The organism is Proteus vulgaris, assembly GCF_016239305.1.
In the GTDB taxonomy this organism is placed as follows: domain Bacteria; phylum Pseudomonadota; class Gammaproteobacteria; order Enterobacterales; family Enterobacteriaceae; genus Proteus; species Proteus vulgaris_C.
Window position 1 is genome coordinate 168,833 of record NZ_JAEHOQ010000006.1, and the last position, 22,166, is coordinate 190,998.

Consider the following 22,166-nt stretch of genomic DNA (forward strand, 5'->3'; position numbering starts at 1 on the left):
AATCAATCAGTTATCAATTTCTGGTGCGCTATTAGTGTCCTGATTTTCTTCCTCTTCTTTTTGTCTGCGTTCCTCTTCCGATTTCTGCGCTTCTTCCATCTCACGCATTCTCACGTTATAGATTGATTGCTCTGGCATCTGTACACGAACAGAAATAAAACGGCCATTAGGGATATCAATCGGGTCGCCGTCATTGAAACCATCGATATCATTACGAGCAAACTCAGGTGCGTTAGGGGGAGTGCGGTGATAGGTTTTAACGAGAATCGAACCGTCTTTGTTGATTTTAGAGTTAACCCATATCAACGGTTGTTTATTTACATCGAGTGGAATTTCAATACCGCCGTCAACACCGCCTCATCCTGCATCTGAATTAAAATCCAGTACCTCTTCAATGAGATATTCCCCCTGAGCTACTCGAGTAAACGTAGCGCCTTCGGATTCGTCGTTAGTTGTGAATGTGCCATTAGGATTGATGTCGATGATTGGGGAGGCTTTTTTGATAAAGCCGTTTGTATCAGCTCTTGCATTTGCCGTAGTCCAAACCTCCCATGTACCAAGCCATGCGCCTGCATCTTTTGTACTAAATAAAAATCGATTACCTCGGCCCCATAATGAAAATACATATTGATCATTAGTTACATGCGTACACGCTATTCCCATGAACATTACATTATATGCTTCAATATCTTGGCATTGATAAAATCCGTTTCTATTTATGGACTGTTTGCTAACCGTATTTGGAGTAACATTTGTGACAACATCCATTCCATTAACTGCAAGAACAGTATTAGTTAAATGAATTCTACTGCTTCCATTTGTATTTATTTGAAATTCATTGGAAGCATCCATAGATCCCATTCGCCAACGAAGTGAGTTATCAGATTTCAAGCTTTCAATATAGCTACTTTTTGTGTTATCTGGAGCTTTAAAGGCTAAAACCCTACCAGAAAGATCATTAATACCACTAAATATTAAATGCTCTCTCCCACCAGATGGAACTCTTGGGATGTATAGCTGGCCATTCCAATAGTTACCTAAATTATACTGAAAAAAACCAAGATCTTTACCGTCACCAACCTTGGCAGGGTATAAATTTAAATAATCATTACCGTCTCTTGTTGCGGAAAGTGGATCCGCAGACACTCTCCCTGTAATGTTACCCCCTGTTTTAAGATCTAGCTTATACAAATATAAAATTTAACTTAGTGGCAGGATGGTAAGATGAAAACAATCATAATGGTTAGTGTTTTTGCATTAAATTTGTTTTCTGTTAACGCAGAGGCAAAGTCGAATTATACGTTCGAAGAATTAGAACAAATGATCCATGATGGTAATAAAATCCCTGATAGTAAAACGCCTGTTTTATCAAAATTTTATAGTTTTGATAGTCCTTTTAAAGAATGTAGGAAGGGGGCTGATGTAGTAATAGAAAACGCCAAAGGTATGTTTCCCGTAGTGATAGATATCGATAACGAAAAAGAAAAGCATTTTAAATTTAGATCTGCGCAATTACGTGATGTTTTTACATTAGAATGCGTTAACGATGAACAGCGTGTTTATAATGCAGAATATAAATAAAATTTTTTGGGGTTCGTTAGGAATGATGATTTTCGGGCACGTTAGCAAAGAGCAAAGGTAGTTAGATAGTTTTTACACATCGTAGCGGGAGTTTTCGGACACGTTAGGAAACCCATGAAGGCAGTCTAAATAGCGACAAATGTAAATATTAAATCCTAACAAATCTTAACGTTTTTCTAATGCCAAAATCCTAAGGTTTCCCAAGGGTTATTAGTGTTGAATCTTAGGATATCTTAGGTAAATGCTAACATTTGATAACGTTCCAGATAATAAGGTTTGATAAGGTAACAGCATAAGATAATGAGAGTCTATAATTGAAGGGATGAAAAATAGTCATACGAATATCTTTCCCCCTTTATAATTAGTACCGCATTGGGGTATTAGGCATTTATTGGTTTTAAAAACAACTCTCGTTTACATGTTTAATAGCCTCACATCCACCTTGGTTTCCATTATCACAGGCTTTACAAAACCAATCTTTAGCCTGCTTATAATCTCTAGGAGCACCCTCTCCGTTGAGATACATAAAAGCTAAACGAAATTGCGCAAAGGAGTCTCCTTGATTAGCAGCTTTTTCAAACCATGCCCTAGCCTTATTATAATCTTGCGGCACTTCCTTTCCCTCTAAATACATTTGTCCTAGCATGAATTGAGCTATATTACTTCCCTGATAAGCGGCTTTTTCATACCACATAGTAGACTTTTTGTCGTCCCGTCCCACTCCTTCTCCAAAAGAATACATCAACCCAAGCATGAGTGATGCTTCTGCAACTCCTTGTTCAGATGATTTTTCAAACCATTTTTTAGCTTCTCCATAGTCCTTTTTTACACCATCACCAGTCTTATACAACAGCCCCATATTGAATTGTGCTTCAGCATCTCCTTGAGTAGCGTTATCACATAGCTCCGTATCAGCTATTTCGCAAACCGCTGCTACCACTGACACTGAGAAAAATAGACAAAAACAGAATAATATTTTTTTCATATAACACCTTGTTAAAATTGATTCTTCTAATCTCTTTTATATTAAATGGGTGGGTGAGTTAGCAAAACCGCCCGTTGATACCTTATTTAATTTTAGTTTCCCAGCAATATCCCTATGACTCTTCCATGCAGAATAAATATCTTTATCCATGCTTTACCTGCCTTAGTTTGATAGCCTGCCTCATTAATTCGTTCAGCGATAATGCGTCCGTTATCTATGCCCTCTGATAGCATCAAATTAACCACAGAAACGATAGCAGATTCATTATAGGTATAAGGTGGTATGTTCAGCTTTGCTAGCAATTAAAGATGCAACAGATGATTCTAGGCGTTCTACCAGCGACAGTATACGAGCATCAGGATTACTATCTGGATGGTTTAACTTTTCTTTGATAGCAGAGACTATTCACGCTGTTTTATCAGTATCTGAGTTCGATACAGCATCATTAAACAGGGCTTGTAGTTCAGCTGGTAGATGAAAGGCAATAAGATAAGATTTGCTCATGATAATAGTCCGTTATTAGCTCATTGAATCCTTGTTGTATCAACGTATAACACCGTTATACGGATTAGAAACTATAAATAATAGGTGGACTTTACGTTATGAATTATCTAGCTGAGAGGAGGCAAATCAAACTCAAACATCAAATTTTAAAAATTGAGGTAACATGGCAAAACATCCGGTAGAACAATCACCTAAGCTTGATTACCTTGCTTCTGACTTTCCTGAAATATATCCATACCTCAATAAGTGGGGAATTGTTGATGATAAAGGCAGATACTTACCTTGGTGTAAGCTGAAGTGGAGAGTGCCTAGTAAGGAAGCTAAGAATATTTGGTGCGCAATTAAATTTCGCAGAGAGCAAGTGAAAAAAAATATAGGTCTATTTGATAAACATGGAAATGAATTCAATTTCTGTGTACCTGATTCTTTAGAACCAAAATTACATAAAATTGTACAGCTAGGTGCTGGCAAAGTCGCAGCGATTGCTGGCTCTCAAGCATCTGATAATATTCAGCAAAATTATTTGGTTTCGTCATTACTCATGGAGGAAGCTATCACTAGTGCTCAATTGGAAGGTGCGGCAACAACGAGGGCTGATGCAAAAAAAATGCTGGAAGAAGAGTTAGCTCCTAGTACACCAGATGAAAAAATGATTCTAAACAATTATATGTTGTTGAGACTTGCAGATAGAAGAAAAATGAGTCTCTAACCAGAGATTTGATGCTTGAATTTCATAGCGTTGCCACTCATGGCGTATCAGAAAATGAAAATGTTCCGGGTGAATTTAGAGCTAGCAATGACATATATATTGGCAATGATGATAACCCAGTATTTTATCCTCCGGATCATCAAGAATTAGAAAACAGATTAGAGCAGTTATGTGTTTTTGCCAACCAAAGTCATGATGGCGAGGATGGTAGTAAATTTATTCCTCCAGTTATAAAGGCAATAATCCTTCATTTTATGATTGGTTATGAGCATGCATTTAGGGATGGAAATGGCAGGACAGCAAGAGCTATTTTCTATTGGTTTATGCTTAAACATGGATATGATATTTTTGAATACATTTCAATAAGTAAGATAATAAAAGAACACCATAAAGACTATGGCTTATCATATCACTATGTTCAAAAAGATTATGGTGATCTTACATATTTCATAGAATTTAATATTAATATCATCTTAAATGCTTTTGATGAGTTACAGGAATATTTAAAAGTAAAAACTAAGGAGTTTTATGAAATAATAAATGTCTTAGACAATTCTAAGTATAAAACTAAACTTAATTTTATTCAGAAAGATTTAATTAAAAAAGGGGTTAAAGAACCGGGGAGATTATTTAAAGTGAAATCTATTGAAAACGTATATGATGTTAGTGAGAACACGGCGAGAAAATTGCTCCGGGAGCTTCAAGCGATGAATATTTTCCTTCCTATAAAGATGGAAGGTCAACGCATTACATCGCTCCAGCAGACATAAGAGATAGACTATAGGGCAAGGTCACAGGTATGTAGTAGGTACATTGTTAATTCTAACGATTCGTTATAATCAAATAAAATCATAACGTTGTGAAAAATTACGCAGAGTGGTACGCACAGAAATAGCCGATTTTAATTTGTGTACTTGGTTGCCAAAAGAGAGGTTGCCACTCTGGTTACCAGCGAAATGATACTATTCGTATCGGCTATTTGATTTACCCGAAATCGTCACTTTGGCTAGATTAACTAAGAATGACAGAACCTACCTACCAATGGACGAAGCCAGCACCAAAACGCTGATGTGAAGATAATCACAATGGGAAAATATTAAGCGATGCAAGAAAAAGTGAGACGGTATACAGGCTATAGGTTGCCTTGGAATCAAGGGCACGTAAGATAGCTAAATTGGACTCCTTAATCTCAAGGAATCATGAGGCTCTAAAATTGGAGGCTCGTCACTGGCTGGCAATATTCTAATAATGGCCATGAGATAAAAGTAACCACAATGTAAATAAGCATTGCGATATCCATAGGACAATTTTGTCCTCTAAATAAATATTAATAAGTTATCTACGCTGAATATAAATAATCAAAGCTAAAATAACGGTCCTATTACGGTTCGTATAATGTGATTGAGCAACAAGGTTACAGTAACAAACTGCGGCAAGATTACGGTGAGAATTAAGCTAATAACGTTAAGGTATTAACCGTAAGGGGGCTCAATGTCTCTTTACGTCATTCAGTGTCTTTTGTTTTTGAATTGATGAAGAATGCCAGAGTAAACTAAAAGCTACTTGATAAAATATCAACTTTTATCTTGGTTTTTTCCTATTTATTAGGTGCGTTATGTGATTAAAGACATCAGATGATGTTTAATGTGATGGATATCTGGTGTCCCTTTCTATATTAACACACAGAATTTAAAGAAATAACTTATTGATATTTGATAAATAGCCAATCCTATTTTTATTTTCACTAGGTTATCGTAAAATTTAATAGGGGATGTTAATGAAGTTTTGTTAATTAAAACGTGAAAAGGAGTTATTAATAATAACTTTTAATAACTCGAAATATTGAGATGGCTTTATCTATGGGTAATTAATTAATATTATTGATTCTAGGTTTTTAGCAAATTAAATTAATCTTATTTAATAAGTTTTAAATAAAATTTTAAATGATTATATTAAATCGTATTTTTTGAAATAATAAACATTTTAAGAATGAAAAAAAGTAGAAGGATTATGATGAGAAAAAGTAGCCATTTATTTGATGAAATAATAGAAAACTATCCAACACTCTAGATACTTAATAAAAACATTTAATTTATAAAAACACTAACAATTGATTCTTTATTTTAACAATAAATCAAGCGATTGATTTTATAAAAGGATGATGCTTTATCTAATTGAAAGAAGGTAAAAAGTCGTGGTGTTTTTTTGTTAAAATAGTCTAAATGTTAAATTAGATGATGCTAGATAAATTACTTTATTTTTTATTTCAGGTTACGACGCCTCTTCTTATTTCTTGATACAACAATATCGCTTGATGAAATGGTTGTATTAGCCCATGTATTTATCATGGAAGACATTACTTCAGAATGGAGCAATAAACTTTGAGGAGAAACTCCTAATATTAGGGCTATGGTAATTAATTGATCTACCGTTATTTTTATATGCCCATTTTCTAAACGTGAATAGTGTTGTTGGCTTATTCCGAGCTTTCTCCCCATTTCAACACCGCTTATTTTTAATTGTTTTCTTTTCTGCTTAATTCGCTGACCTACCACAATATTAATTGCACTCATATCGATTTCTCCTTTTTCAAATATGGTAGCGTAAAAACACTCAAAGATCGATATAAACGATCAAACATCAGTTATTGATAGTCTGTAACTATTAATATTTACTTATTAAAAGATTTAAACCGTTTTACCTAAATAAACTATTTAGATAAATTATGTCAGTATTTAATGGTTTTTTCTTTTGTTAATGACGAAATAAGAGTGTTAAATAAGAATAATATGATTTAAATTAATTTATCATGGGAAAGTGAAAGTGCTCTTTTATAAAGTTGCAGGGATGATATGGAGCTAAAAAAAACACGCATTTTGTATTTATGCCTAATAGGTCAGATTTTAGTCATTTAACCAATTAGTTTTTAAAAAATATATTTATATTCACGTTAACGCAATAAGAGTGTTGCGACATCTTAGTTGAAAAATGGGTAAGATATATTTAAATATATATAGCTTTAATAAAAACGTGGCTAGAAGATCATTTAGGAAGTTAAAAGGAATGAAAGTATTTCCTTCAATAAAAAAGATGATGATAAAAACTATTTTATTTCATCATTACTTTTAAATTTTATTTCTAATAACATATTCTCTAAAAAACAAAATGGGAAAAATGAGAAAAAATAAATGCATTAGCACTTTAATGTGATAATAAATAATAATAAAATCTATTCTCAAAATAGGAGGGAAGTATTCTGATGATGGTGAAATATTTGTGAGTAACAAATTATCAGATATATTTCTACTATGTGTATTTAATACATTAATACTGTTACCCTTATATTTTTCAAAGCCAATATAGGCACAGAAAAAGTGCAAGTTAGGTGGAGAGATAAATGCTCTACCTTTGTTATCATAAAAATAAACACTTAAAATTTAGTTATACAAAGAGATAAATATAATCTTAAGTATGCTATTCAGTTACTTCCTTATTTTCTTCTGGAACACTATCAAATAACCAGTCTATTGTTATATTTTTTATCACTATCTTCTTTTTATACGCTCAATTTATTGTCTTAGAAATATTAGTGATTTTGTGGATTATTTGTTAATCAATTTATTTAATACAACTTATTTATTTTTAATTTGAATGTGTAATAACGCAATATTTAACAAGTGGGTTGTGGAGCTTCATAGTGGAAAATTTTATATTTTGATAAAAATACCAAGAAAGTAACTGGTTGGATAGGCTTTCATTTTACTTAACATGCTAAAATAATCTATAAAAAACAAAATGATAATCAATCCCCTTCTTTATATAAGTAAATTAAATAGTACGGATTTTTAAGAAAAAAACAGACGAAAGAGTTTACAAATACTTTACTAATAGTTTACAAATGAAATAAGATATCGTTATTGTTTTAATGCTAATAATTCATTGAGTAAAAGGAACGAGTAAAATGGCGATATCTAGAAGAAAATTTATCATTGGTGGAACAGTCGTGGCTGTAGCGGCTGGTGCGGGGATTTTAACACCAATGTTAACTCGCGAAGGGCGCTTTGTTCCGGGTACACCAAGACATGGTTTTGTTGAAGGTACGGAAGGTGCTTTACCAAAACAAGCTGATGTTGTTGTTATTGGCGCAGGTATTCTTGGTATTATGACAGCCATTAACCTTGTAGAACGAGGTTTATCTGTTGTGATTGTAGAGAAAGGTAATATCGCAGGTGAGCAATCTTCTAGATTCTACGGCCAAGCCATTAGCTATAAAATGCCTGATGAAACATTCTTATTACATCATTTAGGTAAACATCGCTGGCGTGAAATGAATGCGAAAGTAGGTGTTGATACCACTTATCGTACACAAGGTCGTGTAGAAGTGCCTCTTGATGAAGAAGATTTAGTTAATGTAAGAAAATGGATTGATGAAAGAAGTAAAAATGTTGGCTCTGATATTCCATTTAAAACTAGAATTATTGAAGGTGCTGAGTTAAATCAACGTCTTCGCGGTGCAACAACAGATTGGAAAATTGCTGGTTTTGAAGAAGATTCTGGTAGCTTCGATCCTGAAGTTGCAACCTTCGTTATGGCTGAATACGCAAAAAAAATGGGTGTTCGAATTTACACTCAATGTGCGGCTCGTGGCTTAGAAACACAAGCAGGTGTGATTTCTGACGTTGTAACTGAGAAAGGTGCAATCAAAACTTCTCAAGTTGTTGTTGCTGGTGGTGTTTGGTCACGCCTATTTATGCAAAACCTCAATGTTGATGTTCCAACACTGCCTGCATATCAGTCTCAACAGTTAATCAGTGGTTCACCAACGGCACCGGGTGGTAACGTCGCTTTACCGGGCGGTATTTTCTTCCGTGAACAAGCTGATGGTACTTATGCAACTTCTCCTCGTGTTATTGTGGCACCAGTAGTAAAAGAATCCTTCACTTATGGCTATAAATATCTGCCATTATTAGCCCTACCTGATTTCCCTGTGCATATTTCTTTAAATGAGCAATTAATCAATTCATTTATGCAATCAACGCATTGGAACTTAGATGAAGTTTCTCCGTTTGAGCAATTTAGAAATATGACAGCACTACCTGATTTACCTGAGCTAAATGCTTCATTAGAAAAATTAAAAGCAGAATTCCCTGCCTTTAAAGAATCGAAATTGATTGATCAATGGAGTGGTGCAATGGCTATCGCACCAGATGAAAATCCAATTATCTCAGAAGTTAAAGAGTATCCAGGCTTAGTGATTAATACTGCAACAGGTTGGGGCATGACAGAAAGCCCAGTATCTGCAGAATTAACGGCTGATTTATTACTTGGTAAAAAGCCTGTTTTAGATCCAAAACCATTTAGCCTTTACAGATTCTAATCCATATAGTTTAGAAAGCCCTCAAGTTGAGGGCTTTTTTGTATATGCTTATCATTACTAAAATTATTATTTATAATAAGTAGACTTTTTTTCTTCATTTTTGACAAAAGATGTTTTTTTACTATTACATATTTGTCTATTTTTCTTCCGTGAATGTATTTTTTAGATCAAATAAATTCAATATTATGGTTATGACAGAAAAATTGATAATTGCTAATATTATTATGCGGTTAAATAAAAAACAAAGATCTAAAAAGTAAAAAAGATAAAAATAAAAATGAGAAGAATAGTGTAAATATAGAAAAAAGAATAACAGTAGGTAGTAAAAATAAGATTGATGTTTACTTGTAGTTAAATACTTTCTGAATCTGATATTTAATTGCCTGTGTAGTGATAGAATCTATTAAATCGATTATTCAAAATAAAACAATTAGATAAAGTTATTTTTGATTGATGACGACTTAAATTTAGCATTTAATTATATTAATTCTTATTTTAAAGGAAATTTATTATTAGTGTATGGAGTTATAATACCTTTTGATATAATGTAAAATTGTTACAAAAATAATAAGCTAGAGATATCTTTATAATGTATTATTGTTTATATGTTAATGATAAACAAGTTATTTATAACTCATTGGTTATATCTATGTACTTTTTGTTTATAACAGTTTTTTCTAAAAAAATAGATAAAAATCCTCTAATACATTGAATTAGACGCTGATTGAAAATTCGATATTTAATACTATTGTGTTACTCTAAATATGATGTAGATTAAAATAACATATAGAAATGTAAATTATTTTAAATTTAAAATATCGGAATAACCTTATTAACAGAGTTAGTGGAGTTAAGTACTGTTACAAATATTCAATAACAAATGGTTAAGTATTTTCAGTTTATGATTTGTTCGTTTTTAAACTGTAATTCGGTGTTTTGTCGATATGATCATCTAAAAAAGAAGGAGAACAACGGGATGATTAACACCAAAGTTGGAAATAGAATAAAAATGATAAGAAGACAATTGAAAATAACAGAGAATGAGATGTCTGAAAGATTGGGAATAAGCATATTACATTATTCTCAATTAGAAGATGGGCATTTGAAAATAACGGTAGATCAATTAATTACTATTTCTTTTATACTGGATGTTACACCTCAAAGTCTTATTTTAGAGGCTAAAAAAACAGATTTTATGATTTTTGAAGATAGAGGATCGATAGCACAACCTAGTGAGATCGTAATATTTAGAAAGAAAAAAGTAATTTGAATAAATAGTATTATTAGATTTTTATTGATATTTATTTAAGATAAATATATTAAGCTGTATTTTTAGTTGTTTTAATTAAAGTGATATCTTTTGAAATATAATGACTAATAGCATAAATGCCATCTTATAATGAGATGGCATTTATGTATTTAATGGCAGGATGTTGTACCTGTTCTATGATTTATAGCACCGTTTTTAATCAGTAGTCTCTGCATATCTTTAAGATTATTTTGGCAAGCATAGCTCAACGCACTATGATTATAAGAAAATAGTGATGTATCTTGTGTTGTGGTAACAAGATTAACATCTGCACCTTTAGAAATAAGATATTTTACGGTATCAATGCGATTATTGCTTGCAGCAATCATAATAAAGGTTTCACCATCACTTTCTATTCTTTGATTATTAATTTCAATATCACTTCTCATTAGGGCGTGAATTTTTTTTACTACATTAACATTATTTCCTAATACTGCTGACTTGAATACATTATAAACATCGCCTTTATCGGTAGCCCATAAATTAGCACCTTGAGAAATAAGATAATCAACCATCTCCTCATCACCAATAAATGCAGCCCAACCTAGTGCCGTTTGATCTAAGCTACCTGTATCTTTTGCTTCAATATCTTGACCATTGGCAAGCATCTTTTTAACTTCATTTAAATCACCGTGTTTAACAGCATCAAACCATAATGCATTTCTACCTGTACTTGGTGAAGTATAGAAAATACGATGCGGTAAACGTGATTTATTAGCCAACTCAATCATATCAGAATAATTTGATTTAAAAGATTGGTATTCTGGTGGATTATTCTCATTAATAATCAATGCTTGTGCACTAAAGGAAGCCAATAATAATGAAATAAAAAATATTTTCATATTCATTTAAACACCTTTCAATCTTAATAATTAACAAAATTTATTACAATTAGTTTATTAAAAATTAATATTTATTAGTGTTGATAATTGAAACAGAATGTAAATAATGATATTTCACTAGTATGAATTTGCAGTAAGAATAAGCCTAAAATATTTCTTTTAGGAGATATGTTTTATACTATGTAGTTATACTTGCTTCTATTGTAATAAGAATAAATTAACGGTGTTTAACTATCATTAAATGATTGTTATTATAAAATAATTATTGAATATATTTGAAATTTTGTAGGTGATGCTATATTAAATAATACGTATATTCACAGGGGTATTTAACGTTACAATAAGTTACTTTTTTTATCTTCATATGTGCTAGTTGTTTATTATTGATCAAAGCAGTAATGTGCTATAGATTTTACTGGGCTTATCTTATGATGAGAAAGATAATTTACTCTCAATGATAAATGGCTGGATTGGTTTGATATTTAAATAATACATGATGTTGGAGGTAGTAGTATTGTGAGATCTTAATAAATAAAAAAGATCACGTTGATTACGGTGATCTTTTTATTGTAAACATAATATTTAAATCTTGTATGCAACCATGAGATATTGAAATTTAAATTAATTTAAAATCAACGCTATTATTTGTATTGCTATCACTTCCAACATACACAGTAATTAGTGAAGGCTCTATAGCCATAACTTTATTTATATTAAAAAATGATAGTTCTTTAGCGGTAAGTGTGAATATTACTTCTTTTGATTCACCAGGTTCAAGCCATACGCGCTCAAAACCTTTTAGTTCACGTAAAGGGCGTGATGTTGACGCAACATGTTGACGTATATAACATTGCACTATCTCTGCACCTGCAACTTTACTCGTGTTTGATAGTGTAATCGCAATTTGTTGAGGTTTATCTTGGGTAACTTCTGCGTATTTAACGTGAGGTTGACTATAACTAAATTGTGAATAACTTAACCCAAATCCAAAAGGATAAAGAGGCGCATCACTACTGTCTTTATATGGTTGATATTCTTGATAAGCACGCATTTTACCTAACTGCTTTCGACCATAATAAATTGGAATTTGTCCTGTTGTTCGAGGTACAGTAATAGGTAGTTTGCCACTAGGATTAGTATGACCAAATAAAATATTTGCAATGCTGTTTCCTGTTTCTGTTCCTAGTTGCCAGCTCATTAATAAAGCATCGGCATATTGCTCTATTGCTTTTGATGGAATAGGACGGCCCGTACATTGCACAATAATAAGTGGTTTTCCTACTTCCCCTACAGCGTTAATAAGTTCTTCTTGTCCAGGAGGGAGTTGTAATTGGGCAATATTACGAGCCTCTCCAGTACGCCGATGGCTTTCACCCACACAAAGAACAACAATATCGGCACGGTGAGCACATTCGATCATCTCATCACTAAATTCGCTATTGTCTGTTATCACATTGCAGTTATTTTCGATACTTTTTATGCCTTGATAAATAGAAATGACATCATTTGGATTTCCATCTAAACACCACGATCCTAACTGCTGACGTTGAGAATGGGCATGTGGACCAATAACCGCAATAGTGTGTTTATGGGTTGAATTTAGAGGCAATATATTATGTTTATTTTTAAGCATCACTATACATTTTTCAGCCAAAACTTGTGCTTTTTTAACGTGTTCAGGATGCCGCAATGTAGTCAAATGTTTATTTTCATCTACATAAGGGTTTTCGAATAATCCACAACTAAATTTTGAATATAAAACACGATAAACGGCATCATTAATTAATGAAATATCGATCTCTTTATCTTCAATTAATTTTTCAAGATGACCTTCGTAGGCTTCATTTGTCATTGCCATATCAATACCCGCAATAATGGCTTGTTTAGCGGCATCAGTTGCATCAGTAGCAATACCAAAATAGGCTAAATCAGAAATTGACCCCCAATCACTTACAACTAATCCATTAAAGTTTTGTTGTGATTTTAACCAATGACGAATAAGCGGAGTTGATGCACTGACAGGCGTACCACCCAGATCACAAAAACCTGTCATTACAGAACCTACGCCAGCTTCAATTGCTGCTTCAAAAGGGGGTAAATGTACATTATGCAGGGTATTTTGAGAAAGCTCAGTTGTATCGTAATCACGTCCGCCTTCAACAGCCCCATAACCAACGAAATGCTTGGCACATGCTAATAGTGAATCTGGTTGACTAAGATCGGTTCCTTGAAACCCCGTTACCACCGCTTTTGCAAATTGACTGGTTAAATAAGGATCTTCACCAAATGTCTCAATAACACGCCCCCAACGTGGATCACGAGCAATATCAAGCATCGGAGCAAACGTCCAGTGGATGCCAAGAGATGATGCTTCACGAGCAATATAACGATAAGCTTCAGAGACACAAAGAGGATCCCATGATGCGGCTTGAGCTAAAGGAATGGGCAACACCGTTGCCTGCCCATAAATAACATCACGGGCAAAAATGATAGGAATACCTAAGCGGCTTTCTTCGATTGCAATTCGCTGAATTTGATTTAATTCTATTGGATTTATAATTTCAGCGGGTGCGTTACCTGCCCATGCCGTGTCTGCTAATATACGTGAACCGCATCGCCCTTGACGAATAAGGTCATTATATTTATCTTTGTGTTGTGTAAACTCTAGCATTGGATTCATGCAAAGTTGACCAACTTTTTCCACTAATGACATTTGGTTTAATAAATTAATAATACGAACAGAAATTGGCTGTGTTCGGTCTCGATAAATGTTATTCATCGTTTTTTCCATTTTATGGTTAAGTGAATATAAACTATTCAGTTATTTGGCAACCGTTTATTAATAATGGTGATGCTTGCCATTTATAAGCTGGGAATGCGTCATTTAAAAATTGAGTCATTTCATGTTCGCCTTCTTTATTATTATCTTTTTTATAGCGAGATAATAAACATGTTGCAGCTTCTGGAATATAACGAATATCAATTTCAATATAGGTATAAATAAAATCCTTTAGTTCTTTATCACTTGATTTTTGCAATATTGATTGGCTTCGTTCTAGTGCTTGGTAATAAAAATCAGGATAAAAAACGATTAATCCATTTTTCCATGCTTCAATGACATTTTGATAACCACCAAAATAATCATCTTCAGGGTAAAGCTCAATTTTATTAATGCCTTTCAATGCTAAAATATAGTTACCTTTCTCATATTGTTGCTCAGCAAAATGATAATAAAGTTTAGATTTTTGATAAACACTGTACCAACCGGTAAAATAGGCAATAAAAATAAGCGCGATTAATATGATAATGCTATTTCTTCCACTCATAATTATTTAACTCCAATACCAGTAAAGGCTTTAATGAAATTACGTTGTAGAAAGAAAAAAATGAAAACAACGGGAATAGCAATCATGGTTGTCATTGCCCACAGTTGTTCAAGATTTTCAGTCGGAACATCATTTACAAATTTAAAGAGTGCAAGTTGAAGTGTCATTAATGAATCATCACGGACATAAAGCAGAGGTCCCATAAAATCATTCCAGGCTCCCATAAAGGTTAAAATAGCGACAGTGGCGAGAGCAGGGCGGATCATCGGTAATACTATTTTAAAAAAGATGGTTATTTCGCCCGCACCATCGATACGTGCAGCTTCAATATAGGCATTATCAACTTGCTTTAAGAATTGAACTAATAAAAAGATATTATAGGCACTGATCATTCCCGGAACGATAAGTGCTTGAAATGTATTAATCCAATCCCAAGAATACAACATCATATACGTTGGAATGGTAAACAGAATTGCAGGCACCATCATTGAGGTGAGAATTAACTTTAGCCAGAATTCTTTTCCAGGTAAATCCATTTTAATAATGGCGTAAGCAACCATTGATGAAAGAAGTGTATTAGATACCGTCACAGTCAGAGAGATAAACAACGTATTAAAAAAGATGCGCCCTAAATTTAAACTTCTAAATGCTTCAATATAACCCTCAAAAGAGAACTGACTGGGTAAGGCATTTGGAGTATTAATTATCTCACTTCCTGATTTAAATGAGTTCATAATCATAAAGAAAAATGGATAGAGAACAACTAAGCTTGCCATGATAAGTAAGCTATAAATAATAAGATTTCTTTTACTAAAACGCATTATCTATGTTCCTTATCTTGAGTTAGTTTTAATTGCAACATGGTGAAAATATAGATAATTGTTGCTAGTAATAATCCTATTGTTGATGCCATTCCCATTTTTACATCAGAGAATCCTGTTTTATATAAATACAGTACAGGTGTTAAGGCGGAATTATAAGGCCCACCAGATAAGTCAAAATTCATTAAAACTTCGACAAACATCTGCATACCGTTAATAATATTAATGGTCATCACAAAAATAATTTGGGGTTTTAATAAAGGTAACGTAATACTCCACACTTTTCTTAACCATGATGCCCCATCAATATCTGCTGCCTCATAAAGAGAACGATTAATACTAGCGATACCACCAAGAAAAATAATCATTTGAATACCAAACCATTTCCATGTGCTAAAAACAGCAATCATTGGCATTGGAAGCCATTCATCAAATTTCCAAAAGACAGGCGCACTAATAATATTCCAATCAAGCATGAGGCTTTGAATTGGCCCAGTTGGACTTGAAATAAAATTAAAAATTATCATTGCTACTGTGATAGATGTAATAACAGGAATAAACATAATTGTTCTAAAAACACCACCGAAATGAGTAACTTCATGAAGAAGTAGTGCCATTCCCATTGCGACAACAAAAGTGAGAAAAACAAAAATAACTTGGTTGAAAATAACATTGAATATTGATTTCCAAAACAGGCCATCGGTTGAAACCTCTACCCAGTTTTTTATTCCTACAAATTGAGTATTTTCTGGTGTTAATACATTAATATCAAGAAAGCTATTTTGAAAAGATAAGAAAAATGGATATAAAATAAAGACAACAAAATAGATTATCCAGGGAAATAGGAATAGATATCCCACTAAAATATTCTTGTTTTTCATGTCGATTCCTTAGAAAAACACTAAGTTATTAGTATTGTATTATTTAAATTATCGTAATAGTTTAAATTTTTATTTTGATAAAAATAGAATACTCTATTTGTCGTTTAATATTTCACGTGCAGCTTTGGCTGATTGATTAACAGCTTGTTCCGGTGTTAATTCATTTTTTAATACAACTCTTGCATAGTTTGATAAGAAAATTTCTGCAATATCAGTAACTTTAGCATGAGGTTCACTTAATAATGCATGGTCAAGTTGTTTAACAAAGGGTTTTACTTCATCACTTTGAAAATAATCATGATCTTTTAATGCTTTTAATGTTGGTAACTGACCTAATTCAATATTGGCTTTTAAATTAATATCATCACGCATCAATAAATTAATTAAATCCCAGCTTAAATTCTCTTTCTCTGATGTGTTTTTAAAAACCATAATCGCTCTACCATCCAGGATTGAATAATGAATATCTCCTTTTTTCATAGCGGGAATAGGAGCAATACCTACATCATCACCAATCACCATGGGGGTTCCTGCCGCTGTAGTTAATGACGCTTTCCATCCAAAACCAAACTGTAACCACATACCAATGTTTCGAGAAAAAAAGCTTTTTTCCATCGTTGGCGGCGCATATTTTTGTGCTCGTTGCATCAAGGAAATAAATTCAGTCATACGTGCTTCAGGTTTATCAAAAATAACATCAGTACCATATTTATTGAGTAACTGAAAATTACCCTGATTGACGTTGTAATAAATAGGTGCAAGTAGGTTCCAGTACCAGCTACCAAATGACAATACATCATTCCAAAAGACGGTACCATAAACCTTATTACCGTCTTTTCTGGTAGGAAGAGAAGAAATTTTCTCTGCTGCAATTAGAAATTCATCCCACGTTTCGGGTGGAGCGTTTGGATCTAATCCCGCTTCAATAAAGAGTGCTTTATTATAAATCATCATCTGAGTGGTCGCATTCCAAGGAATATAATAAGTGCGGCCAAAATTTTGGTGTAAAAAATGATTGTCAATACGGTTTATTAATTCACTGAAACCATCAAATTTATCTAAATAAGCAAGTTTTCCTAATTTGGCTAAATGAGCAGGTTGATAACCATAAACACCAATATAGATATTGGGATTATCACCCGCAGCCATTCGTGTATCAAGTTGTTCATCATTAGAGACAACAAGCTCAACATTAGGATGTTGTTTTTTAAATTCAGGAACAACAGTATTACGAATAAAAGAAACATAATTCCCACTTGGAACCATAATTTCTAATCTTTCTGCTGCAACCGTTGAAAAGGAGAATAGAGCAGCCGTAATTAAACAAACTAATTTCATAAACTGTGATCCTGATGAGATTAAAATAAATTAAAGCGTTTCACGCTCTATTAATTCTGTAGGAAGAAAAGTGACTTCATCAATATTACTTTCTTCTCTAATTGCTTTTAATAAAATCTTTGCTGAGAGAACACCCATTTCATATTTATGATGATCTATTGTTGTTAGTGCAGGCGTTAAAATATTTGATGCATAAATATTATCAAAACCTACAATTTTTAATTGATCAGGAATTTGAATGTTATGTTCTTTCGCTGCTCTTAAAATACCGATTGCCATTTCATCATTAGCAGAAAATATGGCAGAAGGCATGTTACCTGTCTCAATTAATGCATTCATTTTTTGGTAAGCATCAGCTTCGGTAAAATTTGAATGAATAATAAGGCCTGGATTTAAAGGTATGCGGTTATAACCTAGTGCAGCAATAAAACCGTCTAAACGTTTTTGATTATCATAAGAACCTTCAGGGCCACTAAAAAAGGTAATCTCGGTCGCTCCCGCCTTTACTAATGCGTTAACAGCTTTGAAAGCACCACCAAAATTATCAATCAATACACTATAAATATGGGGACTTTTTAATTCTCTATCTAATACAACTACGGGCAAATTTTCAGATGCGATAGATTTTATAAATTCATTGTCAAATGAACTAGATAAAATAATGGCACCATCAACAATACGTTCACGTAAATACTTATGAGCGGTTGATTGTTCACCACCATAAAGGCTACATGCGACTAAATCATATTGTTCACTGTGTGTTTGCTCTTGAATACCACGGACTAACTCACTGTAGATAGGCCCAAACCAAGAGTTAAAAAAGAGACCTATAGCACCACTACGTTTAGTTTTAAGCATTTTGGCATTGCTATTGGCAATGTAATTCATCTCTTTTGCTATTTTCAGTACATATTGGCGTGTTTTTTCAGTAATCTTTGGGCTACCATTTATAGCGTAAGATACTGTAGAGATTGAAACATTTGCTTTTTTAGCTACATCTTTTATGGTAACACTCATCTTCATCCCTCAAAAAAATAAACACACAATACGTGAATATACCACTTAGTCGGCTCTTGCGATGAGTAGCAAGAGCCAGATCCTAAGCTTTACTTTGATATTTATAGATAAATATCAAGTGTGTTGTTATCCAATAAATAAGCCATAACATCTGAATTCTTGATTAAAACGCCACCTGTACGATAAGGGTTATTTTGTAATGTAAAGTCTACTATTTGTTGATTAAGTATGACGCGTTTAGGTGTGTATTCACCCTCGTTAGGATAAATATTAATCACAACCGGTTTTCCATAAAGTTGGAAATTAAAGCTAGTATCACCAAATTCTTTACTAATAACGGGATCTAGCAGTAAATCACCAAATTCATAACGAAGGCCTAAAACATTAGAGATAATTTGGTTAATATAAATCCCAGGACCACTGGAATAGATGCGCCAACCGCCTTTTGTGGCAACTTTTCCTGTTTTTAATTGCTCAAAATTATCATAGGCTTGGTAACGGTCGTTAAATTTTGCATCAGAACTAGAAAAATAGCTATTTGCTTGTCGTAGTTCAGCATTTGGCACGCTTTCTTTGATACCAATAGGTGAAATTTTAAAGAGATTTTCAAATAGCTCTTTTGCCATTCCCATCTTACAAAGTGCTTCGATAAAACGGATATGAGCATGACAATATTGTAATCCAACTTCACGGCCTAGATTTGCAGCCAGTTCTGCACGTTTAAAATAACTTTGGCGTCCTGCTTTATATTGTGCTGTTTTATCCATAAGGCGAACACCATCAGGATAAAGTAAATTATCAAGGATAATTTTTATATGTTTCTGTGCCATTTCCTTATCAAATGATTCAGAAATAATTGAACGATTAGCCGGTAATAAGCGGTATTTAATATTTGTTTTAACATCAGAAGGATGTAATAAATATTCCACATCATTTTTATTAAAATGAATAAAGCCACTAATAACACCATCTTTAATTAGGTATTTATGATAATCCGCTTCCATCTCAATAAAGAGGTCATTAATTTTTTTGAGTAAATCTGCAAATGAAGGGTGATTCGCGAGCGCTTTCATTATTAATTTAAATGTTTGCAATGTCAGCGGGATCGTCCAACCACTCACCATATTTTTACGTAATGAGTTATTTGCTGGTTGGAGGGTATCATCCCAATCACCATCACCATAACTAGACAGGTGAGTTCCTGGTACTAAATGCTCAATAACATATTCAAGTTGGCGGTAAATATGCTGTAGCAATGTCTCTTTTTGGGTTGTAAACGTAAATTTATTGTCGATGCTAGTATAAGGTAATTCTGTATTCAGGATATCGGTATTATTTGTGGCTAATAGATAATCAGCTAATGCTTTTAATGGCCAAATAACGACGTCACCGTGAGATTCTTGTTGTTGAATATGTGCATAATTATCAAACATAAACCATTGAGGCCAATTACCTGTTTCTAAATATTGGTGGCTATACATCTCACATAAAATATGCTCAACATGTTGATAGCGACCTAATGACATAAAGAATTCAATAGGGCCTTGTGATACATCTCGAGTTCCCCAAGCTGCGCCTGATGGTTGTTCAAGCCCATGTGGCGAACTGTAATGGACCAATGCATTATGTGTAAACCAATGTAGAGTATGATTTAACTTCTGCGCATCTCTTGGTTTTTGTGAAAACTCAATAGAGAAATGGTTTAATAGCGCATCTTGCTGATTTTCGTAATTGACGACTTCTGTTGCAAACGATAACCACTTACCTAATGTGTTAACTTGATTATTTTTACCGCCAAAGACAAGGCTAGCTTGGTGGCGAATTTGACCTTTAAGCATAAGATATTGAACAGAATTTGTTTCAACATCAATATAGTGTTCAATATCCGTAAACTCTGGGCTATAACTCAAGCTAAAGAGGGGAGCATTAGGATTATTTGCACTTGTAATGAGTATATTATTGTCTTCACTTGGTGCGGAAACCTGAATAATAGATTCTTCTTCTTGATTTCCCATAACAAGCGGGTGACTCACAATAACATCTACGGCTTGAGCAAAGTTGTGAAGTTTAATATCAAGTTGGATAATAGGTTCATCATGGCTAGCGAAAGCGAGGATCTCAATCATCCCTTCTGATAATTTATAAACCCAACGGGAAAAGTTAAACCCAACCTCATAGGCAGAAGGCATAGCAAGTAAATGGTACTGATTATTCAATTTAACTTGAATACGTTGACCACTACTTTTAAAGAAATTTAAAAAATTACGATTAGTACCAAGCAATTTATTAAATGAAGTGTTCCCTAGTGTCAGATGTGAATTAAAAACACCATAAATATAGTGAGTTGAATTCATAATTGAATTTTTAAAATTAAGATTATTACCTGATGAAATTATATGTCCTGTTGCTCGCTCTTGATAATGTTCTTTATCAGCGAGGGTAATGTAATGGCGTCCCTCTTTTTGGAAGAATGAGAGTAATTCACCCTGTTCCTTTTCCTCAAAGCTTTTTTCCCCAGGAAATAAAATATCGAGTTCTTGAGAGGTAAGTTTATCGCCTGATAATGGTTGAACATTAAATATAACGTCCGTTTTTTCACTACGTTTTGTTGAACTATTAATTTCAGGTTTGTAATAGCTTTCTGTGATTTTTTTTATACTAATAGGTTGTTCAATATTTGCTTCAGGTTGATTAGCAACATAATAGCCATAGAATACTTGGTCAGCACCTTCTTGAGGGGCTAGCTCTAGGGGTTTTAATTGTAAGGCAATAAAGGCCATTTCATACTGATAGTTCTCATTCGCTAATGTAAGCTCTTTTGTTATGATTGGCTGATGCGTAAATTTAGATTGCTTACCAAAAAACTGATAACCATCAGTTGAATAAGCAACAACGGGAGAAAAACTCCCTAATTGTAGTAACGGATTACCACTACTTTGAGGTAAGTTTTGGCGTGAAGACGTAATATATCCATAATGTTCTACATTAAATATTTTATGATCAAGATATTGGCTACAATATGACTCATTTGTTTTTGTTGCACCACTATCGGATAAAGAAAGATCTTGCCCATAAATTAGATCGAATGTAAGGGCGTTATTACTGATATTTTTTACATTAACAGAGTAATAATAAATATTTTCGGGATCTTGGGATAAAGAGAGTGTAACCGAAGCAATAAATTTCTCAGTTTCAATATGCCAAGTTATATTGTCTTGTGTATCTTTACTTAATTGAGTTTTAGCATGACTCGTTAAAAGTGGCGTAGTAGAAATAATATGATTATCGCTCAACTCACGAAGATAGATATTGCTAATTGCGGTATCTAATCTGGGTGTCTCAAAGAGGTTGAGCATAATATTACCCGCCATAATATTTTTAAGCATTTGGCCTGGCATAAAATTAAATGTGAGCAGTGCGTTTTTTTTACTATAGACCACATTATTAACTGGCTTAATTGTCATGTTACTCATCCT

General features: G+C 33.2%; 17 protein-coding genes and 1 pseudogene. 5 read left to right on the forward strand and 13 right to left on the reverse strand.

Annotated elements, in window-relative coordinates; all coding sequences use genetic code 11:
- Positions 1-6: 6 nt before the first annotated feature.
- Both JEP40_RS06480 and JEP40_RS06485 read right to left on the reverse strand, forming a co-directional pair.
- Positions 7-306, reverse strand: coding sequence for a hypothetical protein (locus JEP40_RS06480; RefSeq protein ID WP_198622896.1), 300 nt, complete (start codon positions 304-306; stop codon positions 7-9).
- 51 nt (positions 307-357) lie between these two features.
- Positions 358-1,146, reverse strand: coding sequence for a hypothetical protein (locus JEP40_RS06485; protein ID WP_198622897.1), 789 nt, complete (start codon positions 1,144-1,146; stop codon positions 358-360).
- Positions 1,147-1,224: 78 nt separating this feature from the next.
- Here JEP40_RS06485 and JEP40_RS06490 point away from each other — a divergent pair, with 78 nt between their 5' ends.
- Complete coding sequence (locus JEP40_RS06490) at positions 1,225-1,581, forward strand: hypothetical protein (protein WP_198622898.1); 357 nt, start codon at positions 1,225-1,227, stop codon at positions 1,579-1,581.
- Between the two features lie 397 nt (positions 1,582-1,978).
- Here JEP40_RS06490 and JEP40_RS06495 read toward each other — a convergent pair whose 3' ends face one another.
- Both JEP40_RS06495 and JEP40_RS06500 read right to left on the reverse strand, forming a co-directional pair.
- Complete coding sequence (locus JEP40_RS06495; protein ID WP_198622899.1) at positions 1,979-2,566, reverse strand: tetratricopeptide repeat protein; 588 nt, start codon at positions 2,564-2,566, stop codon at positions 1,979-1,981.
- Between the two features lie 36 nt (positions 2,567-2,602).
- A pseudogene (locus JEP40_RS06500) lies at positions 2,603-3,070 on the reverse strand (hypothetical protein).
- A 163-nt stretch (positions 3,071-3,233) separates the two neighbouring features.
- Between JEP40_RS06500 and JEP40_RS19050 the strand changes: the two are divergent.
- Positions 3,234-3,779: a hypothetical protein gene (locus JEP40_RS19050; RefSeq protein WP_232799176.1), complete on the forward strand. Its 546-nt coding sequence runs from the start codon at positions 3,234-3,236 to the stop codon at positions 3,777-3,779.
- 11 nt (positions 3,780-3,790) lie between these two features.
- Positions 3,791-4,549 carry a Fic family protein gene (locus JEP40_RS19055; protein WP_232799177.1) on the forward strand — a complete coding sequence of 253 codons (759 nt, stop codon included), beginning with the start codon at positions 3,791-3,793 and terminating at the stop codon, positions 4,547-4,549.
- A 1,491-nt stretch (positions 4,550-6,040) separates the two neighbouring features.
- Here JEP40_RS19055 and JEP40_RS06510 read toward each other — a convergent pair.
- Positions 6,041-6,352, reverse strand: coding sequence for a helix-turn-helix domain-containing protein (locus tag JEP40_RS06510; RefSeq protein WP_198622900.1), 312 nt, complete (start codon positions 6,350-6,352; stop codon positions 6,041-6,043).
- Positions 6,353-7,740: 1,388 nt separating this feature from the next.
- Between JEP40_RS06510 and JEP40_RS06515 the strand changes: the two genes are divergently transcribed.
- Positions 7,741-9,156 (forward strand): NAD(P)/FAD-dependent oxidoreductase, encoded by a 1,416-nt coding sequence (locus JEP40_RS06515; protein WP_075674162.1) that lies wholly within the window; start codon positions 7,741-7,743, stop codon positions 9,154-9,156.
- Positions 9,157-10,132: 976 nt separating this feature from the next.
- The gene (locus tag JEP40_RS06520; protein ID WP_198622901.1) at positions 10,133-10,426 is read left to right on the forward strand and encodes a helix-turn-helix domain-containing protein; all 294 of its coding nucleotides are present in this window, start codon (positions 10,133-10,135) and stop codon (positions 10,424-10,426) included.
- A 149-nt stretch (positions 10,427-10,575) separates the two neighbouring features.
- On the opposite strand, the gene JEP40_RS06525 is transcribed toward JEP40_RS06520, so the two are convergent.
- The 8 genes from JEP40_RS06525 to JEP40_RS06560 all read right to left on the reverse strand — a co-directional run bounded on the left by JEP40_RS06525 (position 10,576) and on the right by JEP40_RS06560 (position 22,154).
- The gene (locus JEP40_RS06525) at positions 10,576-11,313 is read right to left on the reverse strand and encodes an ankyrin repeat domain-containing protein (RefSeq protein WP_198622902.1); all 738 of its coding nucleotides are present in this window, start codon (positions 11,311-11,313) and stop codon (positions 10,576-10,578) included.
- Positions 11,314-11,923: 610 nt separating this feature from the next.
- Positions 11,924-14,086, reverse strand: a complete 2,163-nt coding sequence (locus tag JEP40_RS06530; protein ID WP_198622903.1) for a glycoside hydrolase family 3 N-terminal domain-containing protein — start codon at positions 14,084-14,086, stop codon at positions 11,924-11,926.
- Positions 14,087-14,120: 34 nt separating this feature from the next.
- The gene (locus JEP40_RS06535; protein WP_232799178.1) at positions 14,121-14,633 is read right to left on the reverse strand and encodes a hypothetical protein; all 513 of its coding nucleotides are present in this window, start codon (positions 14,631-14,633) and stop codon (positions 14,121-14,123) included.
- Positions 14,634-14,635: 2 nt separating this feature from the next.
- Positions 14,636-15,454, reverse strand: coding sequence for a carbohydrate ABC transporter permease (locus JEP40_RS06540; protein WP_198622904.1), 819 nt, complete (start codon positions 15,452-15,454; stop codon positions 14,636-14,638).
- Positions 15,454-16,335, reverse strand: coding sequence for a carbohydrate ABC transporter permease (locus JEP40_RS06545; RefSeq protein WP_198622905.1), 882 nt, complete (start codon positions 16,333-16,335; stop codon positions 15,454-15,456). Before JEP40_RS06545 ends, JEP40_RS06540 begins: the two co-directional genes overlap by 1 nt.
- A gap of 93 nt (positions 16,336-16,428) precedes the next feature.
- Positions 16,429-17,673 (reverse strand): extracellular solute-binding protein, encoded by a 1,245-nt coding sequence (locus tag JEP40_RS06550; protein WP_232799179.1) that lies wholly within the window; start codon positions 17,671-17,673, stop codon positions 16,429-16,431.
- 30 nt (positions 17,674-17,703) lie between these two features.
- Positions 17,704-18,690, reverse strand: coding sequence for a LacI family DNA-binding transcriptional regulator (locus JEP40_RS06555; RefSeq protein ID WP_198622906.1), 987 nt, complete (start codon positions 18,688-18,690; stop codon positions 17,704-17,706).
- Positions 18,691-18,791: 101 nt separating this feature from the next.
- Positions 18,792-22,154: a GH36-type glycosyl hydrolase domain-containing protein gene (locus JEP40_RS06560; protein WP_198622907.1), complete on the reverse strand. Its 3,363-nt coding sequence runs from the start codon at positions 22,152-22,154 to the stop codon at positions 18,792-18,794.
- Positions 22,155-22,166 lie beyond the last annotated feature (12 nt).